Origin of the sequence: Paenimyroides marinum (assembly GCF_900108395.1) — a bacterium.
Classification (GTDB): domain Bacteria; phylum Bacteroidota; class Bacteroidia; order Flavobacteriales; family Flavobacteriaceae; genus Flavobacterium; species Flavobacterium marinum.
Genome location: NZ_FNXE01000013.1, coordinates 38,033 through 54,323, shown reverse-complemented (window position 1 = coordinate 54,323; position 16,291 = coordinate 38,033). Strand labels below are relative to the sequence as shown.

General features: G+C 35.1%; 17 protein-coding genes. 14 read left to right on the top strand and 3 right to left on the bottom strand.

All coding sequences use genetic code 11. From position 1 onward, the window contains the following. The first annotated feature begins 5 nt into the window (after positions 1–5). The 6 genes from BLW20_RS06055 to BLW20_RS06030 all read left to right on the top strand — a co-directional run bounded on the left by BLW20_RS06055 (position 6) and on the right by BLW20_RS06030 (position 6,719). Entirely contained in the window at positions 6–2,045 is a 2,040-nt protein-coding gene (locus BLW20_RS06055) for a dipeptidyl-peptidase 3 family protein (RefSeq protein ID WP_091097467.1), read from the top strand. A gap of 376 nt (positions 2,046–2,421) precedes the next feature. After that, positions 2,422–3,312 (top strand): NmrA family NAD(P)-binding protein, encoded by an 891-nt coding sequence (locus BLW20_RS06050; RefSeq protein WP_091097463.1) that lies wholly within the window; start codon positions 2,422–2,424, stop codon positions 3,310–3,312. A gap of 28 nt (positions 3,313–3,340) precedes the next feature. After that, entirely contained in the window at positions 3,341–4,105 is a 765-nt protein-coding gene (locus BLW20_RS06045) for an SDR family oxidoreductase (RefSeq protein ID WP_091097459.1), read from the top strand. 18 nt (positions 4,106–4,123) lie between these two features. Further along, positions 4,124–5,035, top strand: a complete 912-nt coding sequence (locus BLW20_RS06040) for a helix-turn-helix domain-containing protein (protein WP_091097456.1) — start codon at positions 4,124–4,126, stop codon at positions 5,033–5,035. A gap of 58 nt (positions 5,036–5,093) precedes the next feature. Then, on the top strand, positions 5,094–5,663 hold the full coding sequence (locus tag BLW20_RS06035; RefSeq protein WP_091097453.1) for a Crp/Fnr family transcriptional regulator: 570 nt from the start codon (positions 5,094–5,096) through the stop codon (positions 5,661–5,663). An 81-nt stretch (positions 5,664–5,744) separates the two neighbouring features. After that, positions 5,745–6,719: an aldo/keto reductase gene (locus BLW20_RS06030; RefSeq protein WP_091097449.1), complete on the top strand. Its 975-nt coding sequence runs from the start codon at positions 5,745–5,747 to the stop codon at positions 6,717–6,719. Between the two features lie 92 nt (positions 6,720–6,811). Here the strand turns inward: BLW20_RS06030 and BLW20_RS06025 are convergent, their stop codons facing one another. Then, the gene (locus BLW20_RS06025) at positions 6,812–8,401 is read right to left on the bottom strand and encodes a class I SAM-dependent methyltransferase (RefSeq protein ID WP_091097445.1); all 1,590 of its coding nucleotides are present in this window, start codon (positions 8,399–8,401) and stop codon (positions 6,812–6,814) included. A 135-nt stretch (positions 8,402–8,536) separates the two neighbouring features. Here BLW20_RS06025 and pncA point away from each other — a divergent pair, with 135 nt between their 5' ends. The 5 genes from pncA to BLW20_RS06000 all read left to right on the top strand — a co-directional run bounded on the left by pncA (position 8,537) and on the right by BLW20_RS06000 (position 11,876). Continuing rightward, complete coding sequence (pncA, locus tag BLW20_RS06020) at positions 8,537–9,151, top strand: bifunctional nicotinamidase/pyrazinamidase (RefSeq protein WP_091097441.1); 615 nt, start codon at positions 8,537–8,539, stop codon at positions 9,149–9,151. A 25-nt stretch (positions 9,152–9,176) separates the two neighbouring features. Continuing rightward, entirely contained in the window at positions 9,177–9,839 is a 663-nt protein-coding gene (locus BLW20_RS06015) for an energy transducer TonB (RefSeq protein ID WP_091097437.1), read from the top strand. A 73-nt stretch (positions 9,840–9,912) separates the two neighbouring features. Continuing rightward, positions 9,913–10,278, top strand: coding sequence for a BlaI/MecI/CopY family transcriptional regulator (locus tag BLW20_RS06010; protein WP_091097434.1), 366 nt, complete (start codon positions 9,913–9,915; stop codon positions 10,276–10,278). Between the two features lies 1 nt (position 10,279). Further along, on the top strand, positions 10,280–11,503 hold the full coding sequence (locus tag BLW20_RS06005; protein ID WP_091097430.1) for a M56 family metallopeptidase: 1,224 nt from the start codon (positions 10,280–10,282) through the stop codon (positions 11,501–11,503). A 4-nt stretch (positions 11,504–11,507) separates the two neighbouring features. Further along, complete coding sequence (locus BLW20_RS06000; protein ID WP_091097427.1) at positions 11,508–11,876, top strand: hypothetical protein; 369 nt, start codon at positions 11,508–11,510, stop codon at positions 11,874–11,876. 26 nt (positions 11,877–11,902) lie between these two features. On the opposite strand, the gene miaE is transcribed toward BLW20_RS06000, so the two are convergent. Then, positions 11,903–12,484 carry a MiaE family protein gene (miaE, locus tag BLW20_RS05995; protein ID WP_091097422.1) on the bottom strand — a complete coding sequence of 194 codons (582 nt, stop codon included), beginning with the start codon at positions 12,482–12,484 and terminating at the stop codon, positions 11,903–11,905. A gap of 82 nt (positions 12,485–12,566) precedes the next feature. Between miaE and BLW20_RS05990 the strand changes: the two genes are divergently transcribed. From BLW20_RS05990 to BLW20_RS05980, 3 genes are all read left to right on the top strand, one after another. Next, the gene (locus BLW20_RS05990; RefSeq protein WP_091097418.1) at positions 12,567–13,787 is read left to right on the top strand and encodes a glycosyltransferase family 4 protein; all 1,221 of its coding nucleotides are present in this window, start codon (positions 12,567–12,569) and stop codon (positions 13,785–13,787) included. A 64-nt stretch (positions 13,788–13,851) separates the two neighbouring features. Beyond that, positions 13,852–15,108: an OmpA family protein gene (locus BLW20_RS05985; RefSeq protein WP_091097414.1), complete on the top strand. Its 1,257-nt coding sequence runs from the start codon at positions 13,852–13,854 to the stop codon at positions 15,106–15,108. 166 nt (positions 15,109–15,274) lie between these two features. Further along, positions 15,275–15,547 carry a hypothetical protein gene (locus BLW20_RS05980; protein WP_091097410.1) on the top strand — a complete coding sequence of 91 codons (273 nt, stop codon included), beginning with the start codon at positions 15,275–15,277 and terminating at the stop codon, positions 15,545–15,547. A gap of 142 nt (positions 15,548–15,689) precedes the next feature. Here BLW20_RS05980 and BLW20_RS05975 read toward each other — a convergent pair whose 3' ends face one another. Then, a complete protein-coding gene (locus BLW20_RS05975) occupies positions 15,690–16,226 on the bottom strand; it encodes a heavy-metal-associated domain-containing protein (protein ID WP_091097407.1) in 537 nt (178 codons plus the stop codon). Positions 16,227–16,291: the final 65 nt, after the last annotated feature.

Here is a 16,291-nt window from a genome sequence, read left to right as displayed (position 1 = left end):
AAAATATGAAATTAAGTCACTTCACCCTCATAGCTCTCGCTGTGGCATCGCTAACGGCCTGCAATAAAAACAATGAAGCAAACACCAATAACAGTATGATAGACAGTTTAAAACAGGTTCAGTTTGAAACGGAACAATTCGCCGATATACAAGTGTTGAAATACGATATTCCGGGTTGGGAAAAACTAACATTGAAAGAAAAAAAACTGGTTTATTATTTAGCGCAGGCAGGGTATGCCGGCAGAGATATTTTCTGGGATCAAAACTATAAATACAATTTAAAGATCCGTACGGCATTAGAAAACATCTATCAAAATTACAAAGGAGATAAAAATAACGAAAACTGGAAGAATTTTGAGATTTACTTAAAACGCATTTGGTTTTCAAACGGAATCCACCATCATTATTCAAACGATAAAATCAAGCCGGGCTTTCCGCAAACATATCTTCAAACACTTTTAAAAGAAACCAAAACCAATTTAGATACCAGTATTGTTGAGATTTTATTTAACGATGTAGATGCAAAAAAAGTAAATTTAAATCAAAACGTTGATTTAGTCCAGGGATCGGCGGTTAATTTTTACGGAAAAGGATTAACGGCGAACGATGTAGAGAAATTTTACGGGAGCATGGCTCCTGCCGATTCATTAAGACCATTATCAACCGGATTAAACTCCAAATTAGTCCGTACCGAATCGGGTAAAATAGAAGAACGCATCTGGAGGAGTGGTGGCATGTACGGTGCCGCTATTGACAAAGTGATCTTCTGGTTAGAAAAAGCGGTAAAAGTTGCTGAAAATAAACCGCAAGCCGAAGCTTTAAATATTTTAATTGATTTCTATAAAACCGGAGAGCTTAAAAAATGGGACGATTATAATGTTGCCTGGGTGAAAGCAACTGAAGGAAATATCGATTATATCAATGGATTCATCGAGGTTTATAACGATCCGTTAGGACATAAAGCTTCTTTTGAATCGACTGTTCAAATCAAAGATTTTGATATGTCGGCAAAAATGGAAGTGGTTTCAAAAAACGCCCAGTGGTTTGAAGATCATTCACCGTTAATGCCTGAACATAAAAAGAAAAATGTAGTAGGAGTTTCTTACAAAACCGTAATTGTGGCTGCCGAAAGTGGAGATACTTCGCCGGCAACGCCCATTGGAGTTAATTTACCAAATGCCGACTGGATCAGGGCAGAGCATGGTTCAAAATCAATTTCATTAGGAAACATTATCGAAGCATACAACAAAGATGGGGGTGATGAAAAACTAAAAGAATTTGCTTTTGATGAAAATGAAATTCAGCTTTCAAAACGATACAGTGAACTGGCTGATAAATTACACACGGCATTGCACGAGGTTATCGGGCATGCGTCGGGTCAGTTAAATCCGGGTGTGGGTACGCCAAAAGAAACGCTTAAAAGCTATGCGTCAACCTTAGAGGAAGGTCGTGCCGATTTAGTGGCTCTATATTATTTGTACGATAAAAAAATACAAGATTTAGGCTTGGTTGACGATTGGCAAGGTTTGGGTAAAACAGCTTATAACGATTATATACGCAATGGTTTAATGACGCAGTTGGTGCGTATTGAACCGGGACAGGATATTGAAGAAGCACACATGCGCAACCGCCAATGGATTTCGGCTTGGGTTTTTGAAAAAGGTAAAGAGCAGAATGTAATTGAAAAAATAGAGCGTGACGGTAAAACGTATTTCAAAATTAACGATTACGATCGTTTACATGATTTATTCGGACAATTATTACGTGAAACCCAACGTATCAAATCCGAAGGTGATTTTAACGCAGCAAAAAGTTTAGTAGAAACTTACGGCGTAAAAGTGGATCAAAAAATACATAAAGAGGTATTAGAACGCAATAAAAAGTTTAACACAGCACCTTACCGCGGATTTGTAAATCCGGTACTGGTTCCAATTACCAATGAAAAAGGTGAAATTACCGATATTGTAGTAACATATCCTAAAACGTTTGCAGAACAAATGTTGTATTATTCTAAGAATTATAATTTCCTTCCTTTGGAAAATTAAAAATAATGTATTTGTCTTTCATGCGTTCGAGCTTGTGGAGAACCTAACTTCCCCACAAGCTTCACTACGTATGTTACGCTACTCTACTCTAACAATAGAATGTATATAGGCTGGTAAAACATTGCATATAGCCAATAAAATATAGAATTAAGCACTTCTTTGTTCCCCCTACATTCCTGGCAACTAAACAAAAAATGTGTAAATGAAAAAAATATCAGCAATTCCACTTGCTGCTGAATCAATTTTTATTTCCTTTTTTGTAATTTAGATTAACCAATGCCACACCGCTACCTCATTTTTGACTACAACAAAAGTAGATTTGGCTACGTCTGTTTTCTGAACACTTTGCAATTTTGTATCATCAAAAACAACAAAAATGAGAATAGTAATAACAGGTTCGTTAGGACACATCAGTAAACCACTTGCAACAGATTTGATTGCAAAAGGGCATTTAGTAACAGTTATCAGCAGTAAAGCCGAACGACAAAAAGAAATTGAAACTATTGGGGCAAAAGCCGCAATTGGTTCTCTTTTAGACACTCACTTTTTAGCTTCGACTTTCAAAGGTGCAGACGTTATTTATCTTATGGAACCTCCTTTCAATTTTTTTGACCACAACATTGACATACAAAATTATTGTCTGGACATTGCAAAAAGTTATGCGCAAGCCATTTTACAATCAGGGGTGATGGAAGTGATACATCTAAGCAGCATTGGCGGACATACCGATAAAGGTGTTGGAATGTTGGCAACACATCATTTGGTAGAAAATATTTTAAAAGAATTGCCCAACACGGTTTCCATTAAAACAATGCGCCCCGTTGGTTTTTACTACAATATGTTAGCATTCATTCCAACAATCAAAAATGCAGGTGCAATCATTCAAAACTATGGCGGCGATGAAAAAGAGCCGTGGGTTTCTCCTTTGGATATTGCGGCTGCCATTGCCGAAGAAATCGAAAAACCATTTGATGGCAGAACTGTCCGTTACATCGCAAGCGATGAAGTCAGTCCAAACGAAGTCGCAACAATTTTAGGTAAAATAATCGACAAACCCGATTTGAAATGGAACATTATTCCTGACAAACAATTTCAGGACAATCTGATAAATATTGGTTTCAATCCACAAGCTGCAAAAGGTTTAACAGAAATGAATGCAAGTAGGCGAAACAATTTGTATGATGATTACAAGCAAAACAAACCAACATTGGGCAAAATAAAATTGGCTGAATTTGCAAAAGAGTTTGCAGCAGCCTATAATTGTTAAAACACAAAAAAAATAAAATATAAATAAAATGAGTACAAAAACAAAAATCGCATTGGTTACAGGCGGTAGCCGTGGCTTAGGCAGGAATATGGCATTAGCTCTTGCCAAAAAAGGGATTGACATTCTGATTACGTATAATTCCAATAAAGTAGCAGCAGACAATGTTATTTCAGAAATTCAATCGCTTGGAAGAAATGCATTTGCCTTACAGTTAGACACAAGTAACATACAGCAGTTTGATAAATTCATCAAAGAAGCAACTGAACTGTTGAAAGAAAAAATAGGCAGTTCTAATTTTGATTTTCTTATCAATAATGCTGGCACCGCTTTGTATGCACCTGTTACCGAAGTTACTGAAGAACAAATGGACACCATTTACAATATTCATTACAAAGGCGTTTTCTTTTTAACCCAAAAAGCATTACCGTTTATAAATGACGGGGGCGGTATTGTAAACATCTCATCAGGATTGACACGTATTATAATGCCCGGTTCATCTGTATATGGTTCATTGAAAACAGCGGTTGAAGTACATACACGCTATTTAGCCAAAGAATTAGGAGCAAGAAAAATCCGTGCGAATGTAGTTGCACCCGGTGCTATTGAAACCGATTTTGGCGGTGGGCATGTAAGAGATAACCATGACATCAATGAACAGATAGCAAATCTTACAGCTTTGGGGCGTGTTGGTTTGCCTGATGATATTGGTGGTGTAGTTGCATTTTTATGCACCGAGGAAGCTTACTGGATAAACGGTCAACGTATTGAAGTTTCGGGTGGACAGGCGTTGTAAAATTTTTAACTTTGTACTATGGAAAAACCGATCAAAGTAAAATCCATTAGCGAGTATCATCAGTTACACGGTTTACCTGCACCCGAGCATCCACTCATAAGCATTATAGATTATGCAAAACTTAAGCGATTGGAAGGCAAGGAAAACATATCGATTATTTTCGGTTATTACACCATTTCACTGAAACGTGGTGTAAGCAAAATGTTTTACGGACAACAACAATATGATTTTGATGAAGGTGTATTATATTTTATGGCACCAAATCAAATTTTGAGAACAAACAACAATCCGGATGAAAATGTAAAACGTTCGGGTTGGCTGTTGCTCATTCATCCTGATTTTTTATGGAATACTTCATTAGCAAAAAAAATTAAACATTATGAATTTTTTGATTATTCGGTTAATGAAGCCTTGTTCCTTTCAGAAAAAGAAGAAGAAATTTTGAATAATATCATTCAAAACATAAAGCAGGAATATCACATGAATATTGACAAATTCAGTAAGGATATTATCATTTCACAGATTGAAACTTTGCTCAATTATTCAGAACGGTTTTATAACCGTCAATTTATCACAAGAGAAAAAGCCAATCATCAAGTTTTGGAACATTTGGAAAAAATATTGACAGACTATTTTAACAGCGATGACTTGGTTTCAAAAGGTTTACCGACTGTTCAATACATTGCCGAAACGTTAAATATTTCGCCAGGCTATTTAAGCGGCTTGCTAAAAGTGCTGACAGGACAGAGTACACAGCAACATATTCACGACAAACTGATTGAAAAAGCCAAAGAAAAATTATCTACAACTGACTTATCTGTAAGCGAAATTGCTTATGAATTGGGCTTTGAGCACCCTCAATCTTTCAGTAAGCTGTTTAAAGCAAAGACTAGTCAAAGTCCGTTGGAGTTTCGTGAATCGTTTAATTGACAATATTTTTTTGCCAAATGACAAATACTCAATAAATAACGATTACTAATTTTGCTAAATGGAAAAATTTATAGAATACATTTTACAGTTTGGCAATTTAAACAAACAACAAATTGACCTTATTAAAAGCAAAGCGACAGAAGTAGAGCTTCAAAAAGGCGAGTATTATTGGGAAGCTGGTAAAACTGTTCGTAAAATTGGCTTTCTAACAGAAGGTGTTATTCGAGTTTATTTTTACAACAATAAAGGAGATGAAATTACACGATACTTTATTGACGAAAACCATTTAATTTTATCGGGGCCTACAATTGATGAAATATACACACCATCTGAATATCTGTCAGCTATAACAGATTGTAAAATGATAATATTTTCAAAACAAGATTGGAGAGATATTTCCGAAACTATTCTTGATTGGGACAATATTATTCAGAAGATTATCACGAAACATCATAGTGAAAAAATTGCAAGAAGAAGTGAGTTGATTTCGCAAGACGGAACGGAACGCTATCTTGATTTTATGCAAAAATTCCCGACATTAATAAACCGTGTCCCTTTATCATACATCGCTTCTTATTTGGGAATTACACAATCATCGTTAAGTCGAATTAGAAAAAATATCGGTTAAAATTCGCTTTTTGCCAAATGGCAAAGGTTTTCATTTTTCATTGAGCCAACTTTGTATTGTCAAATTTAAAATCGATAAAAAATGAACACAAGAAAATTAGGAAAAAGCGGATTGGAAGTATCTGCATTAGGTTTTGGCTGTATGGGATTAAGTTTTCCAAATGCACCAACAAAAGAAGAAAGCATAACATTAATTCGTTCAGCAGTTGAACACGGAATTACTTTCTTTGATACGGCACAAGGTTATGGCGAAAATGAATTGTTAGTTGGCGAAGCACTTGAACCATTACGCAAAGAAGTTGTAATTGCTACAAAGTTTGGATTTAAAAACGGGGACGTTAGACAAGGATTAGACAGTCGCCCGGAAACAATAAGAGCAACTGCAGAAGCATCCCTTAAAAGGTTAAAAACCGATTACATCGACTTATTTTATCAACACAGGATTAACCCAAATGTGCCTATCGAAGAAGTTGCAGGTACTGTGAAAGAGTTGATTCAGGAAGGGAAAGTAAAACATTTTGGTTTGTGTGAAGTAAACTCAGAAACCATTCGCAAGGCTCACGCTGTTTTGCCTGTAACGGCTTTGCAAAGCGAATACTCAATGTTTTGGCGTGAACCCGAAAATGAAATCATTCCGACATTGGAAGAATTGGGCATTGGTTTTGTACCGTTCAGTCCGTTGGGCAAAGGATTTTTGACAGGAACAATCAACGCAGGCGTGGAGTTGGACAAAGCGGATACCAGAAATATGATGCCACGTTTCAGCAAAGAAAACCGAGAAGCAAACCAAGCGTTAGTGGACTTAGTTGTTTCCATTGCGACAGACAAAAATGCTACACCTGCACAAATTGCGTTAGGTTGGTTGCTGGCTCAAAAACCTTTCATTGTTCCAATTCCGGGGACATCAAAATTACATCGCTTACAAGAAAACATTGATGCGACTAACGTTTCATTGACAAATGACGAATTGAGCAAAATAAATTCAGCATTGGCGACAATCAAAATCGTAGGCGAACGCTATCCTGCACAAATACAACAAACAGCAGAAAGAAGTTAATCGTTGTCTGCAACATCGGTAGCCGTTGCACAACTCTTTTTTTGAAAATAATTCACAATTTAAAAATAAAAGCTGCCCGATAAGGGCAGCTTTTATTTTATCAGATGGATACTGATGTTTGCACGTTCATCGTCAGGGAATTTGCGTGTATACTTTTCATCTATCGTTAATCCGGAACGTTGAATGCATCGTTCAAAAACATCAAGCTCTAAAATGTATTGATCCGAAAAACCGTGTGTGGCATCATAAGCCGTTGCTGCTGTTAAACCGATATTCTTTGCCGTAATTTCAGGATTTAACGTATGCAGCTCTATAACCAACAAACCGAATTTAGAAATATAAGGCTGCCACTTTTGCAAATGTTCTACCAAACTTTGTTCTACCCATTCGTTGGGCAGCAATAGTCCGTTTGTTGTGTAGGCTCCGGTAGATAAACTCTCTTCTAAATCTTCAGTTTTTGCTGGTTGCTCCCATATTCTGTTATGATCTAAAAAGGTACGCATATTCAACAAATCACTCAGTTCAATATTGTATTCTTCTTTTAAATCTGCTGCTAATTGTACGGGATTGCCTATATCGCCCCAAATTACTTTTGCCCAGATGTCATTGGCAATTAAATTGGCACGGGTAATTTTTAATGCTGCCTGATTGTAGTCGGCTCCTACCAAAAACAACGGATGGGTTTCCAAATACTTTCCTCTTAACGTTCTGTTCTCAATGGTATCAAACAAATGCTCTAACAAGGCTCCGTTTCCACAGCCCATATCTAAAATTCCTTTCGGTTGTTCTTCTAACGGTTTATTAAAAATATCGATAATCAACTCGTCAACAGCTTTAAAATAGGTGGCGTGTGCACCACCGCTTCCCCAAACGTTCATAGCCCGGTCTACGTGGATTTCCTGAAACCCGCCGTTATCTTGTTTGATCTCTGATACGTTTCCAAAAAGCAGATGCTGCATTTGACTTAGCATTGGCAGGTACGAAACCGTTACACCGTAAGAAGCTGCTCTTCGGGCAAAAAACAGCCCTTCATCTGTAAACGAATAGTTTTGATTCTTCTTACGAAACCAGCCTAAATGCGACAAAAAATCAAGAAGGTGTTCAAAACTTTCCGGATCCTTATGAAATTCTTCGGCTTTAAAACTCGATTCCATAAAGTATTTGTGAAACATGCCATTCATTCCCAAACGGACAATTGTTGGTCCTACCAAAGATCCTTCTACATAATAATTCAACTGCTTACGGATTTCGTTATCTTCTTCAGACAAAGCCGGTTTCAAAAGCGTATCGTTCTGATAACTTTCTAACAACGGCTTTAGTTTAAGAAACGGTTCTTTTTCAAACAAACGGTTGTGAAAACGTTGCGAAAACTTCACCATTTCCATTACGGGTTTTAATCCATCAACGTATTGTAACATTTGATTGAACGATGTGTGTTTTTTAATAAAAACAGTCGGTTTGGTATGATATGTTAGAAAACCCTGCGATGCCAAAACCCGCAATGCCACATTTAAATAACCTTCATTCGCTTTAAACCGGGTTGCTAATTCGTGTAGTTCTATTTTTTCATGTTGGGAAATAAACGCTAATATTTTTGCATCATTCAGTGTAACCAGAATAGGTAAGGTTACAATTCCGTCTAAATGACGAAAAATGATGCTTCTTAAATCTTTTTTATCCATAAAATTTCATTGAGCTTGTATCACTTCACACAAAATCTTAAATTTATAGAAGTGAATATTCTTTGTTTTTAATCTTCACAAAACTAATGAACTTTTTTGTAATTTTAAATTTTTAAAGAAACCATTAACACAAGAATGAAAAAAGCGTTACTTATAGTTGATGTTCAGAACGATTTTTTGCCGGGCGGCTCATTAGCGGTTGCCAACGGAAATGAAATTATTCCCATTATAAACAGTATTCAGTCAAAATTTGACTTTATTGTAGCAACCCAAGACTGGCATCCGGCAAATCATAAAAGTTTTGCTGCCAACCATGAAAACCAAATTCCTTTTAATGTGATTAATTTAAACGGATTGGAACAAGTTTTATGGCCTGTTCACTGTGTTCAGGGATCGGTTGGATCGGCATTTTCTAAAGATTTAAATACGGATAAAGTTTCGGCAATTATTAGAAAAGGGATGGACGTGGAAACCGATAGTTACAGTGGCTTTTTTGACAACGGAAAACAAAACAATACCGGTTTGTTAGGCTTGCTGAGAGATAAAAACATTCAGGAAGTTTATGTATGTGGACTTGCTGCCGATTATTGTGTGTATTTTACTGCCAAAGATGCTGCCGAAAACGGTTTTAAAACGTTTTATATTGAAGATGCCGTACGGGCAATATCGAAGGATAATTATAAACAAGCTAAAAAGAAACTGCAAAAACTACAGGTTACTTTTATAAAAAGTTCTCAATTAGAAAAATAGATTTATTTTTGCAAAAACATAATTTATGAGGGCTCTGTTTATATTACTAATTTTAATTTCGTTTAATACACAAGCGCAAATTGTTGAAGCTACACCTACAATTCCTACTAATGAATATTTAGATTTGCTGGCAGAGAATTTAATTATACCCGATTCTGTAAAGCAGAAATTTCTAAACCAAGATCTAAATCTTACTATCTTATTAACCATTACAAAAAATGGTACTGTTTTTAATCCTAAAATTCAAAACGACTCACTTCAATTAGAATCTAACCTAAAAAAAGCAATTGAAACGTTGCCTAAATGGAATCCTAAAACAGAAGACGGTAATCCTGTGGTTTCCCGAAAAGCTTTTAAGTTGATTATTCCGATACATCATACCATTGCAAAAGAAGCAATTACTATGCCCTCCAGCCCAAAAGAAGGTATGCAAAAGGCAATGGAGTATATTGTAACAAAATTAGACGTTAGGTCTGTCTATAAAGGTGATATAAAACTTAAAGTTGAATTTTACGTGGAAGAAGACGGTAGTTTAACAAATATCAGAGTCCTTAATTCTGATGTTCCTTCTTTAAATAACGAAGTCATTCAGTTAATAGAATCAATGCCTAAATGGAATCCGGCAGTCCAAGATGGAGTTCCTGTCCGCTCAAAATTTACAATGCCTATTAGAATTGTTAAACAATAAAAAAACAGAGCAATCTGTTTTTTATTTAAAATATTATTCTATATTTGTAGAACAAATTCTAATAGTATAGAACATGAAGTTAACAACAGCCGAAGAACAGCTAATGCAATATGTGTGGCAGCACAAAAAAGTAGTTCTCAAAGATTTAATCAAAAGTTACCCGGAACCCAAACCAGCAAAGACAACGGTGGCAACCACTATTAAAAAGCTCACTGAAAAAGGTTTTGTGGGATATGATGAAATTGGTAATACGAGATTGTATTATGCAACTATAAAGAAGGAAAACTATTTTTCTAAACAAATGAAAAATATGATTAAACAGTTTTTTGATAATTCAACTACGCAATTTGCGTCGTTTTTTGCCAAAGACGCATCGCTGACAAAGGAAGAATTACAAAAACTCCGTGACTTAATCGATGATGAACTAAAACAAAAATGATATGGTGGTTTATCTATTACAAATTACATTTTTATGGTGTATTTTCAGTACCATTTATTATTTCGTACTAAGCAACAAATCAATGTTTCAGTTTAACAGATGGTATTTGCTTGTAACATTTGCCGGAAGTTTAACCATTCCTTTAATACCGTTTAATGAAATTTTCGGAGGCGCATTTTCTGTAAACAACGTTTCGTTACCGCAGACCATTCTTTTAACCGAATTAGTCATTGACCAAAATACATCGACAATTTTTCAGTTTGACTGGATCTTGGTAATAAAAATCCTTTTTGGAATTGGAACTGCATTTTTTCTATTCAGGTTTTTTAGAGAATTAATAAAAATTAAACGGTTACGCCAACAGGCAGAAAAAGTAATTTATGACGATTTATTAGTTTGTAAAATACCACATAATCAGCAGGTCTTTTCTTTTGGGAAAACAATTTTTATAGATCGTGATTTGTTTGAAACAATCAATAAGAACGATAGTATCTGGATTCACGAAAAAACACATATTCGTCAATGGCACTCGGCAGATGTACTGTTGGTCGAAATTTGTAAGGTGTTTTTATGGTTCCATCCAATGATTTATATATATGAACGCCATATAAAAATGAACCACGAATATTTAGCAGATGAAGCGGTATTGAAACAAACAAACGATGTAAAATCGTATCAGTGCCAATTGTTAGATTATTTAGAAAATACCAATAGTTCATTAGCATCAACATTTAATTTTAAACTAACGCAAAAAAGATTTATTATGATGAAAAGTAAAACCAACCGATTGTCAAAAACAACGGCTAAAATGTTTGCCATTTTTACGGTTGTTGCCATGGGATCATTTATTGCCTGTAACGATATTGATACCGAAGATCCAATCACTAATGTAGAGCAAAAAGTCCAAGCCGACGAAGTTTTTAAGTTTGTAGAACAGAAAGCAAAACCAAAAGAAGGTTTTCAAAATTTTATGCAAAATTTCATTAATACTTTTGATACTGAAACAATTATTTTTAACGATACGATTGTTTCTACCAGATTAAAATTTATTGTAGAAAAAGATGGAAGTTTATCTAATATAGAAGCTGTAGGTTCAAACAATCAGGATATTTCAACCGAAGCAATACGGGTTTTAAAATCAATGCCAGATTGGATTCCGGCACAACACGAAGGTAAAGTTGTTCGTTCAACATTTACGTTACCAATAAAAGTTAGAGCCAACTAATTAGATGAAATTCGTCGTTTTTATTTCCATTCTATTTTTTGTTTCCTGTAAAATCAACCGGACAAATAAGGGTATTGCTGTAGGTAAATGGAAATATGTTTCAGGAACAACATCTGAAAGGCTTGTTATTACCGGGAAATACGATAGAAAAGGGAGAGAAAAAGGCGTTTGGAAGTATTATAGAAACGATACACTTTTTCGGTCAGAAAAATATTTTTACCCTTATTCGGCAGATGTTTTATTTCACAAAAACGGAAAAGTCAGCGAAATAGGAAAAAGTTTCACAAGCCAAAATAAATGGACAAAAACAGGAACCTGGTATTACTTCAATGAACACGAAAAATTAACCGATTCGATCACTTTTGAAAACTAAAAACACCTCGAAAATGAGGTGTTTTTTTATCCGTGAACAGTTTCTTTCTTCCCGTAATTCTGAATGAGCTGACCTTCAAAATCCAGCCATTCTTTCCAGCGTTTGTCCACATCGGTACGCTCGGTGTATTTTTTTGCAAATTTCAAAAACGTCGTATAATGTCCTGCTTCAGAAATCATCAGTTCTCTGTAAAATTTAGCCAGTTCTTCATCTTTAATATTTTCTGAAAGTACTCTAAAACGCTCGCAGCTTCTGGCCTCAATCATCGCGGCAAAAAGCAAACGATCAATAAAAGCATCGTTGCGGCTTCCGTCTTTTTTCATGAATTTATACAGTTGGTTCACGTAGTCGTCTTTACGTTCGCGACCTAAGGTATAACCACGTTCTTTAATAATATCGTGTACCATTTTAAAATGTTCCATTTCTTCAATGGCAATTTCGGTCATTGATGTTACCAAATCTTCGTGTTCCGAATTATAGGTAATAATGGTAATGGCATTCGTAGCCGCTTTTTGCTCGCACCATGCATGATCTGTTAAAATTTCCTCTAAATTGCTTTCTGCAATGTTTGCCCAACGCGGATCGGTCAATAATTTTAGTCCTAACATAATAAACCCAACTATTTTTTTGCAAATTTACGAATTAATTTGTGAGTTGGCATCTTTCAAAAAATACTCCGTAATTTGCAGTATGAAACCACGAATTTTAATCATAGGATTGGTTTGGCCTGAACCAACATCTTCGGCAGCAGGGTGGAGGATGTTGCAGTTAATTGATCAGTTATTACAATGGACTGATGCTATTCATTTTGCGAGTGCCGCAACAAAATCAACAGCTTCTTATCCGTTGAATAAATTAAGTGTTACGGAACATGAAATTGTGCTGAACGATTCTTCGTTCAACGATTTTGTAAGTGATTTAAAACCCGATGTTGTGGTTTACGACCGGTTTGTTACCGAAGAGCAGTTTGGTTGGCGTGTAAAACAGGTTTTTCCTGAACTAATTACTGTTTTAGATACAGAAGATTTGCATTTTGTACGGCGGGCACGTGCCGTGGCTTTTAAAAATCAAACGGATATTGATTATGATACGCCGGATTGTTACAGAGAACTTTCTGCCATGTACCGTTGCGATCTATCCCTAATTATTTCTGATGTTGAATACAATTTGTTGGTCAATCATTTTAATATCCCTGAAAAGCAATTGCTTTATTTGCCCTTTATTGAAAAGGAATTATCAGTTGAAATTCAGAAAAAAATACCAGGATATTCAGATCGGCAGCATGTAATGTTTATCGGTAATTTTATACATGAACCCAATTACCAAACGGTACTACAGTTAAAAAGAATATGGGCGGCATTAAAGAAGCGTTTACCGCAAACCGAACTGCATATTTATGGGGCTTATCCGCCTGAAAAAGTGTATCAGTTACACAATGTTTCTGATCGGTTTTTTATCAAAGGCAAAGCGATCAATGTGGATGAAACCATGCAAAAATACCGTGTTTTAACAGCTCCGATTCCTTTTGGTGCCGGATTAAAAGGTAAGTTTGTAGATGGGTTTAAAAACGGATTGCCAAACGTTACTACTGCAATGGGCTGTGAAGGAATGAATGCTGAAAACTGGGGCGGACTGATTGCTGAAAACGATGAATGTTTTATTGAAGCGGTTTGCCGTCTTTATACTGATGAAACAATCTGGCAGCAATCTGTTACCAACGGATTTGAAATCATTAACGAGAAATTTGCAGATAAAATCTGGAACGGAGTCTTAGAAAAAGCAATCATGCGAATTTTAAAAAATCCTTTAGAGCACAGGAATAAGTTGATTGTTCAGAAAATTTTATGGCAAAACAGCTTACAGGCAACTAAATATATGAGCTTGTGGATTGAACAGAAAAATAATAAATAATAAGGTTAACTTTTTGATAATTAATTAAATAAATGTACCTTTAATCACATAAAATTTAATTGTTATGGAAAATCCTTTAGTAAATCAAATCAAACAGTACATCTCACCGACCTTTATATCAAGTTTGGGATTAAGTACAAACGAGTCAGAAGAAGCAGTAAATAATGCTTTTGACGTGGCAATTCCGGCATTGCTTTTAAAAATGTATCACAAAGGCGATGCGTATTTAAGGGGAATGTTTACGGAAGTACAGAATGTTTTTTCAACATCTGATGACTATGATTACAAGTTCGATAAAACAAATACTCTTTTAGATGGATTTTTAGGAAACGACAAACAAGAATTTGTTAACCAAATTGCGGGCTTTTCTAATATTTCCGATACCTCATCTCAGTCTGTTTTAAACACCGCCTTTTTAGGTATCATCGATTACTTTAAAGATTTAAACGTAAATTTCGATTTGTCATCAATAAAAGATGTTTTAAGTAGTAATTTAAGTTCTTTAGAAGCAATGATTCCGGCAGGTATCGGATCGTTTGGCTTTTTAAAGGCTGTGGAAAATGAACCCGCTCCCGTTCATAAAGAAGAGCATCATTCAGCCGATGCAAATATTAATAATGTGGTGAATAATAACGAGGAAAATCAGTTTAAAACAAAAGATTCACCTTATGACGGTCCACAAAAAGATAAAAGTGGTAATATGTTAAAATACATTTTACTGCCATTGCTTTTAGGTGTGATTTTAATCTTCTTTTTATACCGCGGATGTAATAAAGAGCAGGTGGTACAGGAAAGAATTGTTACAGATACGGTTCAGAACGATACAGATACCACTGTTATAACCACTAAGGTAACTAAAGAAATTGTGGTTAACGATCAGTTGAAATTAAACGGATATGCCAACGGTATTGAAGATCAGTTGATTGCTTTTTTGAATAAGGGTGATTATAAGACAATGACCGAAGACCAGTTAAAGGATATTTGGTTTAATTTTGACGATTTGAATTTTGAAACGGGAACGGCAAATATTTTACCTGAATCACAGGTACAGTTAGAAAATATAGCTAAAATTTTAGCAGCTTATCCCGATGTAAAAATTAAAATTGGCGGATATACCGATAAAACAGGTGATGAAACTGTAAATAAAAGAATTTCGACTGCCCGTGCCGAAGCTGTTAAAAAGTTTTTAGCCGATAAAGGTTTGGATAATCAGGTTGTTGGTGCAGAAGGCTATGGATCTGAATTTGCAGTACATCCTGCAGATGCCTCAGAAGAATTGAGAGTTACCGACAGAAAGGTAGCTGTAAGTGTAAGAAATTAAATGGTTCGTTTACTGTTTTGATGGAAGAGAGCCACTTTAAATGTTTTTAGAGTGGTTTTTTTATGATTATTTTAATTTTTATACCGAACTAATTAATATATGCTGAAAAAAGATAGTATATTTGCGAAGTTTTATTATTTAGAGATTATAAAAAAGTATAAATATTATGAGTAATAACGGTCAAGACAAAAGCGGAAACGTATTTAAATACAGCCTTATCCCTTTAACGTTAGGAGTTGTGTTAATTTTCTTTTTACACAGAAGTTGTGATAGTGCAGTATTTGAACCAACACCGGCTAAAAATGCACCCACAGCTATTATAGAAGAAGAATTGTCGCCTGAGCAGCCAATTGTTAAAAACATTCCGGTAGCTGAAACCGAAACAACTGTAGAAGAAACGTCAGCAGTAGCAAATGATAGTGTTCAGGTTGCAGAGTAACAACCGCTTTATTGTAAAGGCTAAATAAATTAGAAACTATGAGATTTAACAAAATGAATTTAAACCTCATAGTTAATATCGGTTTAAAAATTTCCATAAAAAATCCGCTAACTTTTTAGCGGATTTTTTATGGAAATAAGTTTTAAATTATATTTTGTTTAGGGGTATCCTTTTTTGCTTTTTTGTCTTTACAGCAACCTTTTTTATCATTGGTCGCTTTTTTATCACCACAAGATTTTCCGTCTTTATGAGAAGAACAGCATTTTTTCTGTGTGGTTTTATCATCTTGGTCAACCATGGCTAAATCTTTAACAACCGACATGTTTTCTACTTTATAAGCACCGTTTGCAATTTCTTCAACCATTTTTTTGATAGATTCTGTATTTTGCTTAGCATTGTCAAATTCTAATGTAGCAGTTTTAGAATCAAAATCAACTTTGGCATTTTGAATGCCTTCCATTTTCGCTAATTTGCCTTCAATAACTTTTGCACAACCAATTGCACATGACATACCTTCTATCTGAAAAGTAGCTTTTTGCATGGTTCCGCTAATATCGGTAACAGAGGTTGTTTCTGTTTGGTTAACAGGGGTTTCTTTTTGTTCGTTTGATGTTTGTTTACAGCTTACCATAAAAACGGCAGCCACAAATACTAACGATATTCCTTTTAATGTTTTCATATTTATGACTATTTAATAGATTACAAAGATATTTATTTTTTAATAGTGTACGAATTTAAACGATC

What these genes read in the sequence shown, in the direction of transcription:
- miaE (WP_091097422.1), bottom strand. Translation starts at nt 12,484, where the DNA reads ATGTTAGGACTAAAATTATTGACCGATCCGCGTTGGGCAAACATTGCA.
- pncA (WP_091097441.1), top strand. Translation starts at nt 8,537, where the DNA reads ATGAAAAAAGCGTTACTTATAGTTGATGTTCAGAACGATTTTTTGCCG.
- BLW20_RS06010 (WP_091097434.1), top strand. Translation starts at nt 9,913, where the DNA reads ATGAAGTTAACAACAGCCGAAGAACAGCTAATGCAATATGTGTGGCAG.
- BLW20_RS05990 (WP_091097418.1), top strand. Translation starts at nt 12,567, where the DNA reads ATGAAACCACGAATTTTAATCATAGGATTGGTTTGGCCTGAACCAACA.
- BLW20_RS05980 (WP_091097410.1), top strand. Translation starts at nt 15,275, where the DNA reads ATGAGTAATAACGGTCAAGACAAAAGCGGAAACGTATTTAAATACAGC.
- BLW20_RS06025 (WP_091097445.1), bottom strand. Translation starts at nt 8,401, where the DNA reads ATGGATAAAAAAGATTTAAGAAGCATCATTTTTCGTCATTTAGACGGA.
- BLW20_RS06045 (WP_091097459.1), top strand. Translation starts at nt 3,341, where the DNA reads ATGAGTACAAAAACAAAAATCGCATTGGTTACAGGCGGTAGCCGTGGC.
- BLW20_RS06015 (WP_091097437.1), top strand. Translation starts at nt 9,177, where the DNA reads ATGAGGGCTCTGTTTATATTACTAATTTTAATTTCGTTTAATACACAA.
- BLW20_RS06035 (WP_091097453.1), top strand. Translation starts at nt 5,094, where the DNA reads ATGGAAAAATTTATAGAATACATTTTACAGTTTGGCAATTTAAACAAA.
- BLW20_RS06050 (WP_091097463.1), top strand. Translation starts at nt 2,422, where the DNA reads ATGAGAATAGTAATAACAGGTTCGTTAGGACACATCAGTAAACCACTT.
- BLW20_RS06000 (WP_091097427.1), top strand. Translation starts at nt 11,508, where the DNA reads ATGAAATTCGTCGTTTTTATTTCCATTCTATTTTTTGTTTCCTGTAAA.
- BLW20_RS05985 (WP_091097414.1), top strand. Translation starts at nt 13,852, where the DNA reads ATGGAAAATCCTTTAGTAAATCAAATCAAACAGTACATCTCACCGACC.
- BLW20_RS05975 (WP_091097407.1), bottom strand. Translation starts at nt 16,226, where the DNA reads ATGAAAACATTAAAAGGAATATCGTTAGTATTTGTGGCTGCCGTTTTT.
- BLW20_RS06005 (WP_091097430.1), top strand. Translation starts at nt 10,280, where the DNA reads ATGGTGGTTTATCTATTACAAATTACATTTTTATGGTGTATTTTCAGT.
- BLW20_RS06030 (WP_091097449.1), top strand. Translation starts at nt 5,745, where the DNA reads ATGAACACAAGAAAATTAGGAAAAAGCGGATTGGAAGTATCTGCATTA.
- BLW20_RS06055 (WP_091097467.1), top strand. Translation starts at nt 6, where the DNA reads ATGAAATTAAGTCACTTCACCCTCATAGCTCTCGCTGTGGCATCGCTA.
- BLW20_RS06040 (WP_091097456.1), top strand. Translation starts at nt 4,124, where the DNA reads ATGGAAAAACCGATCAAAGTAAAATCCATTAGCGAGTATCATCAGTTA.